Source organism: Chryseobacterium sp. UYP7 (assembly GCF_056279225.1).
In genome coordinates this window covers 270615-282836 of record NZ_JBWBQW010000001.1, presented here as the reverse complement: position 1 = coordinate 282836, position 12222 = coordinate 270615, and the positions used below count along the sequence as shown (strand labels likewise).

Annotated in this window: 7 protein-coding genes; all 7 read left to right on the top strand. The window is 36.8% G+C overall.

Annotation, left to right across the window (positions count from 1 at the left end; genetic code table 11):
• Window positions 1-53: 53 nt before the first annotated feature.
• The 7 genes from topA to ACZ9HT_RS01255 all read left to right on the top strand — a co-directional run bounded on the left by topA (window position 54) and on the right by ACZ9HT_RS01255 (window position 12199).
• Entirely contained in the window at window positions 54-2627 is a 2574-nt protein-coding gene (gene topA, locus ACZ9HT_RS01285) for a type I DNA topoisomerase (RefSeq protein ID WP_476038620.1), read from the top strand.
• A 422-nt stretch (window positions 2628-3049) separates the two neighbouring features.
• Entirely contained in the window at window positions 3050-6163 is a 3114-nt protein-coding gene (locus ACZ9HT_RS01280) for a T9SS type A sorting domain-containing protein (RefSeq protein ID WP_476038619.1), read from the top strand.
• 100 nt (window positions 6164-6263) lie between these two features.
• The gene (locus tag ACZ9HT_RS01275) at window positions 6264-7340 is read left to right on the top strand and encodes a formimidoylglutamase (RefSeq protein WP_476038618.1); all 1077 of its coding nucleotides are present in this window, start codon (window positions 6264-6266) and stop codon (window positions 7338-7340) included.
• A 55-nt stretch (window positions 7341-7395) separates the two neighbouring features.
• Window positions 7396-8946 (top strand): hypothetical protein, encoded by a 1551-nt coding sequence (locus ACZ9HT_RS01270; RefSeq protein WP_476038617.1) that lies wholly within the window; start codon window positions 7396-7398, stop codon window positions 8944-8946.
• Entirely contained in the window at window positions 8939-9928 is a 990-nt protein-coding gene (locus ACZ9HT_RS01265) for a glycosyltransferase family 2 protein (protein ID WP_476038616.1), read from the top strand. The genes ACZ9HT_RS01270 and ACZ9HT_RS01265 overlap by 8 nt, the downstream gene beginning before the upstream one ends.
• A 15-nt stretch (window positions 9929-9943) precedes the next feature.
• Complete coding sequence (locus ACZ9HT_RS01260) at window positions 9944-11074, top strand: EpsG family protein (protein WP_476038615.1); 1131 nt, start codon at window positions 9944-9946, stop codon at window positions 11072-11074.
• Window positions 11075-11080: 6 nt separating this feature from the next.
• The gene (locus ACZ9HT_RS01255) at window positions 11081-12199 is read left to right on the top strand and encodes a glycosyltransferase family 4 protein (RefSeq protein ID WP_476038614.1); all 1119 of its coding nucleotides are present in this window, start codon (window positions 11081-11083) and stop codon (window positions 12197-12199) included.
• Window positions 12200-12222 lie beyond the last annotated feature (23 nt).

Here is a 12222-nt window from a genome sequence, read left to right as displayed (position 1 = left end):
TAGTAAAAACGAAGTATTAAAAAAAAACTTCTACTTTTGCAAAAATTTCGAGGATGTCAAAAAATTTAGTGATCGTAGAATCGCCTGCAAAAGCAAAAACTATTCAGAAGTATTTGGGAAAGGATTTCGAGGTGAAATCAAGTTTCGGTCACATCCGGGATTTGCCAAAAAAAGGAATGGGAATCGACTTGCAAACCTTCACGCCGGATTATGAAGTTTCTGCAGATAAAAAGAAACTTGTTACCGAACTGAAAGCGGCGGTGAAAAAAGCCGACATGGTTTGGCTCGCTTCCGATGAAGATCGCGAGGGTGAAGCTATCGCCTGGCATTTGGCGCAGGAATTAAAATTAAACGACGACAATACTAAACGCATCGTTTTTCACGAAATTACGAAGAATGCGATTTTAAAAGCAATCGAAAATCCCCGAAAAATTGATCAGAACCTTGTTGATGCACAACAGGCGAGAAGAATTTTAGACAGAGTTGTTGGTTTTGAAATGTCACCCGTTCTCTGGAAAAAAGTGAAAACCGGTCTTTCTGCAGGTCGGGTACAATCTGTTGCAGTTCGGTTGGTTGTAGAAAGAGAACTGGAAATCAGAGGTTTTCAACCAAAATCCTCCTATAAAGTGGAAGGCGTTTTCTTAAATAATGCTGATCAGGAAATCGCAGCAAAACTCAAAAAAGATTTTGTAGAAGAATCGGAAGCTGAAGAATTCTTAAAACTTTCCAAAGAAACCGAATTCAAAGTCCTTAATGTAGAAACAAAACCTGGAACCAGAACTGCTTCTGCACCTTTTACAACATCTACTTTACAACAGGAAGCGAGTAACAGATTAGGTTACGGCGTAACTGGAACGATGAGAGTTGCACAACGTTTGTACGAGGAAGGTTTCATTACTTATATGAGAACCGACTCTGTAAATCTTTCGCAAGATGCCATTAATGGGGCGAAAGATCAGATCATTTCAGAATTTGGGGAGGAGTATTCTAATCCACGAAATTATAAAACTAAATCTGCTTCTGCACAGGAAGCTCACGAGGCGATCCGTCCCACAGATTTTTCGATGAAAAGTATTGGTGATGCACAACTTAACAAGCTGTACCAGTTAATTTATAAAAGAACTTTAGCCTCGCAAATGACGAATGCTAAAATTGAGAAAACAGTTATTGAAATTGGTAACGCTAAACTTCCACAACATTTTGAAGCACAGGGTGAAGTTATTGTTTTTGATGGTTTCTTAAAGGTGTACGGAATTGTAAAAGCGGAAGATGATGACGAAGAAAACAACGAAAAATTACTACCAAAAGTTTCTGTTGGTGAAGCTTTAGATTATAAAAAAATAGAAGCGACGCAGAAATTTACGCGTCCTTCTGCAAGATATACAGAGGCTGGTTTAGTAAAAAAACTGGAAGAACTCGGTATCGGAAGACCGTCTACGTACGCACCAACGATCCAAACAATTCAGAATCGGGAGTATGTTGATAAGAAAGAAATTATTCCGCACGAAAGAGAGATCATGAAAATGACTCTGGATAAAAGCGATCTTAAAAAAGAAATTTTAGTAGAGAAGTTTGGCGGTGATAAAAACAAATTTGTACCAACGGATATTGGCGAAGTCGTAAATGATTTCTTAACCCAAAATTTTGCAGAGATTCTGGATTACGGATTTACGGCGAAAGTAGAGGCCGATTTTGATAATATTGCGAACGGTGGTGAAAAATGGAAAGATGTTTTACAAGGTTTCTATAAAGATTTCCACCCGAAAATTGAAGATGTTGAAGAAAATGCAGACCGTGCAAATGGAGAACGAATTTTAGGAGTCGATCCAAAAACAGGCAAAAATTTGCTGGTAAGAATCGGAAGGTTTGGACCAATGGTTCAAATTGGAGAACAGGATGATGAAGAAAAACCCATCTTCGCAAGTTTAATGGCGTCGCAGAACATTGCAACCATTACTTTAGAGGAAGCTCTGGAGTTATTTAAAATTCCTTTTGATCTGACGAATTTTGAAGATCAAACAGTAACCATCGGAGTGGGTAGATTTGGGCCGTACGTGAAATGGGGAGAAACGTTTATCAGTATTCCGCGCGGTGAAGATCCACTTTCAATTACGCAGGAAAGAGCAGAAGAGATCATCAATGAAAAGAAAATCGCAGATGCGCCAATTGCTACTTATAAAGACGAACCGGTAACGAAAGGAACGGGGAGATTTGGTCCTTTCATTAAATATCAGTCTATTTTTATTAATGTTCCAAAGAGATATGATTTCGATAATTTATCTCAAAACGACATTAATGAATTAATTGAGGCCAAGCTAGAAAAAGAAGCGAATCGCTATATTCAGCAGTGGGAAACTGAAAAAATTTCTATTGAAAACGCCAGATGGGGTCCGATCGTAAAATTTGGAAAAAACATTTTTAAAATTCCAAAAACAAACAAAGACGAAAAATATACCGTCGAAGAATTGGCAGATGTTTCTTTGGATGAGGTGAAAAAATGGATCACAGCCCAGGATAAAAATGCCTTTAAAGAAAAAGTAAAAAAAGCACCCGCGAAAAAAACTGCAGCTAAGAAAATGCCTGCTAAAAAGGCACCGGCGAAGAAAGCGGTTGCGAAGAAGAAGTAAATAATTAAATCATCAATATTAACCTGAAAAGTGCAAGCTTTTCAGGTTTTTTTTTGTCTTATCCGACGAAATTCTTTCCCAATAATCCGTATTTGTAGATTTTTGATGCTGAAAAACGACAGGTTTTTGACGATTTTGAGAGCAAATAATGTTAAATAATGAAATATTTTTCTTCGTTGTTAAGAATTTTAAAAATGATATCGTAAATCTTATGATTTGATTCTAAGGTAATTAGATGTTCGGAATACAGTATCTATACTATATTAACGTTCTGTAACATAAAATATTTATCATATTTTTAAAAAAATTCTCTAAACCGTAATCATAAATTGATATATTTACAAACTCACAAATGAAAAGTCCTAACACACACAAGATGAAAAAAAGATTTACAAAATATTAATTGTATAATTTTTTTTCCTATGATAAAAATTCATTTGTTCGTAATTTGCTTGTTAGCAAATCTCGCGTATTCCCAAACTCCGAATAACGCAAAAGCTCCCAATAGTTACATTTACGATTTGGATGTTGCAAATTCCAACGATTACAGCGGAATTGAAATTCCCGTGGTTAAGGCTTACGAAATGTGGTCCAACTACGAATATTTAAAATCCAACGGCGCCTCGAATCCCATTCCGGCCGGAATACAAAGCGCGTCGATTTTTTGGGAAGATGTTCCCGGCATGATCACAAGCGTAGCGATGGTTCCGGATTCCGATCCCTCTAAATCAAAAATTAAAGTTCGAATTAATAAAGGAAAAGGCAAAGGAAATGCGGTTGTTGCTTTTAAAGTAGATGGAATCATTTTCTGGAGCTGGCATATTTGGGTGACCGATAATCCGGCAAATGGAGTAACGTACAGCCAGGGTATAGAAACCGACATCAATGGAAACCTCATTAATACCCAATACATGGACCGAAATTTGGGTGCAACGAGCAACACTTTTTTAGGTGACCAATGGCAAAAATCTGGTGGACTCATGTACGAATGGGGTCGAAAAGATCCGTTCCCTCCTTTGGTTTATAAAGATGCGGACTTTTACCAGATTTCTGGAGAAGTAGGCGTTTTAAGACACAAACAAATTGATCCTGTAAATACAATTCCCGTTGAATTGAGACCTTTCGACGAAATTGAAAAAAACATGCAGTATGCGGTAAATAATCCTTTAACTTATATCATTAATACAGATGCAAACGGCAACTGGTTTTCCAGCAGCAGATATAAAGTCGCAGGAGTTAGTCCCAATTATATGACGTGGGATCTTTGGTCCGATAATGCAAAAGGTGGAAACAGCAACGGAAGCAGTTCTAACACGACATTGAGAAAAGAAAGTCTTTCTTATGAATTAAAGTCTGAACTTGATCCTTGTCCAAACGGGTGGCGCGTTCCTTCTTACTACGGTAGAGAAACTCAAAATAATAACTTAGCCTTTTTCGGTAGAAAAAATAGTGGGGTAAACGATGATACTACTACTGGTTACAGACAACTTTTCCCTGATAGTGTTAATCCGATGTTAGATGGAATTAAAGTTTATCCAGGCCTTGGTATGGATTTCACCAATGCTAAAGGTGGTACCAGAAACTTAGGAATAATACCTGTTTCAGGTGGATATGTTTATTATCCTAATCCAGCAGCTCCTACAGCTCCGGTTGGCGTAACTTTTCAGGATAATGCTGCGAATGGCGGTTTATGGAGTTCTACTTTTGCTTACGATGGCGCACGAATTTTCTCGATGATTTCGGATCCGGTTCGTAACAATACGAGTGTTGGACTTCACGCGATCTATATTAATCAAACAAATCCGACGAAATCCGGGAATGCCGTAAAATGCATGAAAGATCCAAATCTTGCTCAGATCGGCGATTTTGCTACGCAATATTTCAAAGTGAATGAAGAAGATTTTAGAGCTGGTTTAGATAATCCAAATTCTTATGTCCTCGTTGATGAAACGCATGTATCAATCCCTGTAAATAAAGCATTTTCGGTGTACAACCAGTTGCTTTCTGATCACGGAATGATTGGTTCTAATAATTTAGTAGCTAAGGTTTTGTGGTCTACCAATCCTAATTTAGTCGCTAATCTCCAAATGAATAAGCACCCGAAAGATGGCAAGCTTTCTTTTATTGAAGTTGATATTAATCCGGGACAAAAAGGGAATGCAGTAATTTCTCTTCATGCCAATACGCAGAATAGTCCGCCACTTTGGAGCTGGCATATTTGGGCAACCGACAGTGATCCTGCAGAAAATGCTGTTGCTTACACGACAGAAACACCGCTACCGGCTGCCTTCAATTTCATCAATCCTACAGCGAGCAAAATGCCGGCTTTAAAAACGGTTTTTATGGATAGAAATTTGGGCGCTGAAAAAAGTGACATCGCATCGGGTTATGCAAATGGTTTACATTATCAATGGGGAAGAAAAGATCCGATCCCTTCATTTGTGAGTAACCATTCACAATTGCTTTATGTGTTCTCCGACAATATTCAAATTGCAACACCAAGTGAATACTTAAAAGGATTTCTTATTAATTATGAGGATATCAACGGGAAACAATATGGAAGTAAATACACCGATTCTTACGGACAATATGGCTCTACCAATCCGGTAGCTTACAAAAGAGTTCAGGAAAACATTCTTTATTCTGTTAGAAATCCGCTACGTTTTCTTTATCAAAGCTCAGCTGGAGCGATTTACGATGGCGGAAACCATTACAACAATGATCTTTCAAAAGTTAATGACTGGGTTTCTAATGAGAGAGGGCAGGCAGAAGACCGATGGGGACATGGCGATAAGAAATCACCCTTCGATCCTTGTCCGGAAGGATGGAGAGTTCCCGATGTTTCTTTCACGAATCTTTACACAGGCTCGAAAGGAACTTCACCCTGGTACAACGGTTATAATGCTGATGCATATGGGAAAGCGGGTGTAATTCAGGATCAGTGGCATGACCTTACTAATTTCTACGGTGGAACAGTTGATGGAAATAATGGATGGAAATTCGAAAGCCCAACTTTCAATATCGGTAATTTTCCAAAAGATGGAATTAGAGGGGAATTAAGTGGGAAAACAGTAGAACTGGCTCGCTCCGGAGTATGGACTGCTTCGTTAGCAGACATGCATACTGGTTTTGCATTAGGACTACAGTTTCAGGGAAATAAAATGCAAACGGCTACCGGCGTTTATCCACAAGCTGGAATGAGTGTTAGATGTGCGAAAGATGAGAGCAGGCTTTTAGGAACTACCGCTCCAAAAAATACGGCACCAGCAGTTTTACAGAAAAATTCAAAACAAATTGTTCCACTGCCTGAAAACAATGAGTTAAAAATTTATCCAAATCCTTTTAAAGATGAATTTTCAATCAACAATACGAACTCCAAAAATTATGAGATCTACGATTTTAGCGGGAAATTAGTACTGAAAGGAACAGTGCAGGATGGAAGAGTTAACGCAACCAGCGTTCAAAAAGGAATCTATATTTTAAAGATCTTCATGAATGACGGTTCTGTAGTAAGTAAAAAACTGATTAAGCAATAGTTTACTTAGTTGTGATGGAGGGAGCACAATCGTTTTGATTGTGCTTTTTTTTGTTACTTTTGCTCAAAATCATTTCCTCTTAACGGATCAAAATATAAAAATGAATATCGAAGACATTCTCCTTCCTCCGAAAGAAATTAAAACTGAAAAATGGCAACTTGGAAACATCATTTCCGCAGAAATTCCCGAAAATGGAATTGCCTTAATTTTTTGTTCAGATTATCGTGGCTTAAAAAACGGAGAAGCAGAAATTCTGGATTTTAAAAGGGTTCGAAAAGCATTGTATCAACTGTCGAAACTGGATTTCGAATTGCCGATTTGTGATCTGGGAGATCTTATTTCAGGAAAATCGCACGAGGATACGCATTATATTTTACAGGAGATCCTCTCGATGTGTCATTATAAAAACACCATTCCCGTGGTTGTGGGCGGAAGTAATGATTTGGCTTTATCTCTTTTTTCAGCCTTAAATTTTCATCAGAAAAACATTAATTATACGCAGATCTCCAATATCATTTCATTATTAAATGATGGTGAAGAAATTACGGAAAAGAATTTCCTCTCCAAGATCTTAAGTTCCAAAGAATTCACTATAAAAAATTACCATCATCTTGGTTATCAGAAACATTTAAATGAACTGGATTCGGTAAAACTGATGAAGGAAGTAGAATTTGACATTATTAGGTTGGCCGAAATGATGAATTCTACGGAAAGAACAGAACCTTTTTTCCGGAGAGCTCATCTGGTGACTTTAAACTGTGATGCGGTAGAAAGTTCCGGCGACGGTTTTTCTGCTAATCCACAGGTAAACGGTTTAAACAAAAGGGAAATTTGTGCTTATATGAAAGAGATCGGCTTAAGTGAAAACCTTAAATCGGTCGGAATTTTCAACTTCAATGCTCATTCAGAAGAATTTTTGAACCATCAACTTTTGGCGCAAATCATCTGGCATTTGATTGAAGGAATTAATATTCAGAAATCCCATCCTGTAGAAAGATCGTATGAAACTTTCTGGGTGATGATCGATGATGGTCAATATGCTTTTAAACGCGATACATTTAGTAATTTGTGGTATTTTGGGGATGACGAGAATGCCGCGAATTTAATCCCCTGTGCAAAATGGGAATACGAAGAAGCGAAAAAAGGTTTTCTAAATCCGCGCCTGCTGAAAAATTAATTTTTTACCGACTTTTAAAAACTACCAAAATTATTTTTCAGACATAATCAGCAGAATGAAAAGCGCTTTATCTAAAATTTTTAATAATCCTTTTTTGTTGATCGGTATCACGGCGATCCTGAAATTGCCCTTGTTTCTGACCAAAAATATACAGGAGGATTCCTTCATTACCTGGCGTGTTGCACGGAATCTCTTAAATTATGGCGTGATCGGTTTTAATGGGGAGGAAAGGATTTCGGCATCTACGACCCATTTGTATGTTTTGGTTTCGGCTTTTTTCCAGTTTATTTTTGGAGTGCATTTTATTTATCCTTTGCTTATTTTTAGTGGGATTCTTTTTGCCATCGGATCATTGTGGCTTGCAAAAATCCTGTTTCCTGCTGATGTTTTAAAACGAGGTTTTTTCGTTATTTTCCTGAACATGCTTCCGCCCGCACTCACTGCATCCGGTTTGGGGATGGAATATGGAATTTTATTTTTTCTCTATAACGGACTTATTTATTTCGGTATTTATAAAGGGAAAAACTGGGCTTACCTGATCTTTCCTATCTTATTACTTTGGACGAGGATCGACACCGTTATTTTTCTGGGCGTGTTCTTTCTGGCAGATATGATCATTAAAAAGAAGATCAATTATATCTATATTTTAGGTGGAGTTTTAGGTTTGGTGAGTGTGGTATCTTTTAATTATTTATATTTCGGGGAGTTGGTCAATCATACCATCACGGCAAAGAAGATCGCGTATAAAAATCTCATTCAGAATAATGATTTTTCGCATTTTCTTTATCAGTGGGCTTATTACGGCGGACTCATTAAGAAATATTCAATTTATACATTTTTGATTTTTATTGGATCTTTGATGATTCTGGGATTCTGTATTTTCAAAATTAGTAAAGACAAAAACCGTATTCCATATAAAACTCGATGGATCCTAATTTCCGTGCTCGTTTTTGCCTTATTAAAGATCACTGTTTTTGCTTATTTTAAAGCTTATTTCGATTGGTATTATTGGTTGCCAAGGGTTTTTATGTTGGCCGTAATTCTGTTTTATATTTTTGAATTCATTAAAGTTAGAAACCGATTTGTATATCCGGTAGTTTTTCTTGGTGTTTTTGCGTTGTACGCTTTTCAACTGCTTCAGTCCTACACGATCGGTTATATGGAAGAACGCCAGAGAATGCAGATCGCAGCAGATATTAACGGGGATAAAATCTCTATGCAAAATTCCATTATGCTTGAACCTGCGGGAATAATTCCATTCTACACCAATCTTTACACTTACGATGAGGTTGGTTTGGTGAATAAAAAAATTACCGAGGAAATGCTTAAAGATGAAAAGTACTGGTGGATCAATTCTGTAAAGAAATATCAACCGGATTATCTTCTATCCATCGCGCAAAAACCCGGTTTAGAAAGTCGTTTTTATGCCATTAAACCAGAAGATATTTCTACGTTCGAAAAAGAATATCAACTTGTGAAAGTTTATCAGATAGCAAAAATTCATAATAATGCCCCGGAAATTTTAAGATGGATCTATAAAATAAGACCCATCGGAAAAGATTATTACCTTTATAAACTGGTGCATAAATTACCGCTGAATGATTAAAATCTCTATTATCGTTCCTGTTTACAATGTTGAAAAATACCTGAGAAAATGTTTAAATTCTCTGGTAAATCAAACTTTGCAGCAAATCGAGATCATAGTGATCAATGATGGGAGTACAGATGATTCTCAAACGGTCATTAATGAATTTCAGGAACAATTCCCTTTAAAAATTAAAGCATTTATAAAAGAAAACGGGGGTTTAAGCGATGCAAGAAATTTTGGTTTAGACCGAGCAGAGGGTGAATTTATCGGGTTCGTCGATAGCGATGATCATGTTTCGGAAATTATGTTTGAGGAAATGTACGATCTGGCGCAGAAACATTCCGCAGAGATTGTCATCTGCAATCTTCAGAAAGTAGATGCAGCTGGAAAGGTTACTCAAAAACTCCCTCAAATTCCAAACTTGCCGGAGAAAATTTTGCTGAAAGATCATTTTTCTCTTTTTTCCGACATCAGTTATTTTGCGTGTAATAAAATTTTCAGGAAAGAATTATTTCGAGATTTAAGATTCAAGAAAGGAGTTCATTTTGAAGATATTCAGTTAATTCCACAATTGGTTTTAGAATCTAAGATCATTGCTCAGACTCAAAATTATCATTATCAATATTTAGAGAGAGAAGATTCCATCTCAAAAACACATACCGAAAAAGGACTTGATATTTTGAAAGCTGTTGAAGATGTGGAAGTTGCCTTTAAAAAATCAATATATTCTTCTAAAAAAGCCGAATTTAAAAACTTTCTGATTTTAGAAGGAGTTTATACTTTTCTGGCTTATCTTGCTTTTGTAAAAGATGAGGAGACTTATATTAAGATGTCTTTAACCTTAAGAAAATTCATCGCAGAAAATAACATTTCAAGTTTAGAAATTTGGTCTTACAAACGCTTTGGAATGAATTATCTGTTATCTTTGTCTGTAAGAAAAAAAATTTATTACTCACTTTATTTCTTAAAGCAGGAGAAACTGTTGCGGAAATTAGTTTAAAATATAAATGAATTAATGCCGGTTCTCCACCCCATTTTTATTGTGATTTTTCTCTTTCTTGCGTTTGCGAGTTATTGGGAAATTTTTCGGTTAGAAAAAAAGCAAAGCATTTTTGTGTGGATCACTGCGGTAATGATCATTGTTGCGGTAGGTTTTCGGATCGATGTAGGTGCCGATTATCCCGTTTACAGAATGCTTTTCTCCGGTTTTGCAGTGTACACTTCTTACGGCGATGTTTTAGATAAAGCGCTTTTCCGCCCCAACACTGAGGAGATCGAATGGATATTTGTATTGATCAATAAACTGGTCTTCGATTTTGGATTTCCTTTTTACATTGTCACTTTGATCATGGCGGTGATCACCGTTACATTAAAGTTCACCACCATTTACAAAAACGTGGCATTTCCTACGATAGCTCTGCTGTTTTACTTCATGCCCATCATGTTTTTCGAAGATTCTGGACAAATGCGGCAAGGGTTAGGAATTGCAGTATGTGTCGCCTCTTTCAAATTTATCAAAGAACGAAATCTGCCTTTATTTTTACTGTGTATTTATATTGCATTGGGTTTCCATAAAACTTCAATCGTTTTTTTGCCAGCCTATTGGATCGTAAAAATACCGCTTAACAGAAAAAGAATATTCTGGATTTTGGTCGTTGCAGTCCTTTCCTCACCTCTGGAACTTTACCGGTTCGGAAGCGCCTTTTTTGGGGCAATTGCTCCACAGGACATTTCGGGTGCATATACCGGTTATATGGATGATAAATATTATGGAACTCAGGTAGAAACGGGCTTAAATGATATTGTAAAAATAATATTTATCTATATTTTGATCCGGTATGATAAAGAGGGTTGCGAAGAAGTTTGGTGGTACGAATACATGCGCAATCTGGCGGTTTTTGGTATGGCCATGTTTTATTTCTTCAGGTCTAATGAGATTTTTGCAGTTCGGCTTCCGGGCGCCTATATGTTTTTTGTCACCATGTTTTGTTTAAGTAATTTGGTTTATGCCGTTAAAGATCGAAAAAGACAAATTCTCTATTTAGGTTTTATGGCGTATTTTGTTGCCATGTTTTTCTATTTTGGAAGCGGTAATGGTCATCGTGGTGGATTTACGATCGATAGATATGATAACGCACTTTGGTAAGTACAAATGAATGAAATAAAAGAAATAATCACAGATATTGGGATCCCGCAGTTTTATTTGAAATTGGCGCTGGGAATGGTGTGTTCCTTTTTATTGACTTTTTTATCAATTCCCACCATCGTAAAAATATCGAAAAGAAAAAATTTAATGGATGAGCCGGGGCTAAGAAGTTCACATCTTCGGAAGATCCCAAATTTGGGCGGAATTGCCATTTTTTATTCGTTGGCGGTTTGTGCTTCTATTTTCGCTTTCGAACTTTTCGACTTGTATAAATTTCTGTTCGCCTCGCTGGTAATCTTACTGTACATCGGCGTGATGGATGATATTGTGGTGATGCGGGCTTACAAAAAACTTTTGGCTCAAATCGTTGTAACGGCGCTTATGGTCATTGGTTCTGATGTTCGGATCCGGAGCTTTTTTGGATTATTCGCGGTTTATGAACTGTCTTATTTTTTCAGTGTTGTAGTGAGTATTTTTACATTTATTGTATTAATTAATGCCTTTAATTTAATTGATGGGATCGACGGGTTAGCGGGCGGATATTCTATCATTTGCAGTGCTTTATTTGGCATCAGTTATTTTCGTTTGGGAGAATATAATTATCCTTTGGTGATCCTTTCGGGCGTGATAATCGGTTCTGTGGTTGGATTTTTATACTATAATCTTTCAAATTACCGAACCAACAAAGTTTTTATGGGCGACACCGGTTCTATGATTTTGGGGTTTCTACTGGCATTTACAGCCATTTGCTTCATCGATATTTTTATTGATAAACACAACCCGGAAGTTCCAAGATATTTCCTTCAATCCGCACCCGCAATTGCGATGGCGATTCTTATTTTGCCGCTTATAGATACGCTTAATGTATTTATGATCCGCATTGTGCAGCGTAAGTCGCCGTTTGTCGCAGATAAGAATCATATTCATCATTCCTTATTAAATCTGGGATTAAGTCACAAGCGATCCACTTTTTATATCATTCTGTATTATCTTTTTATAGTCGCAGTCGCTAATTATTTTCGACATATTAATGTGAATTTATTACTTTTGATTATTGTCACGTTAGGATTTATTGGCGCGTATATTCCAAGATTTATTCTATTAACCAGAAAAAAAGCTAATTAATTATTTGTTATTTTTGCAAACCA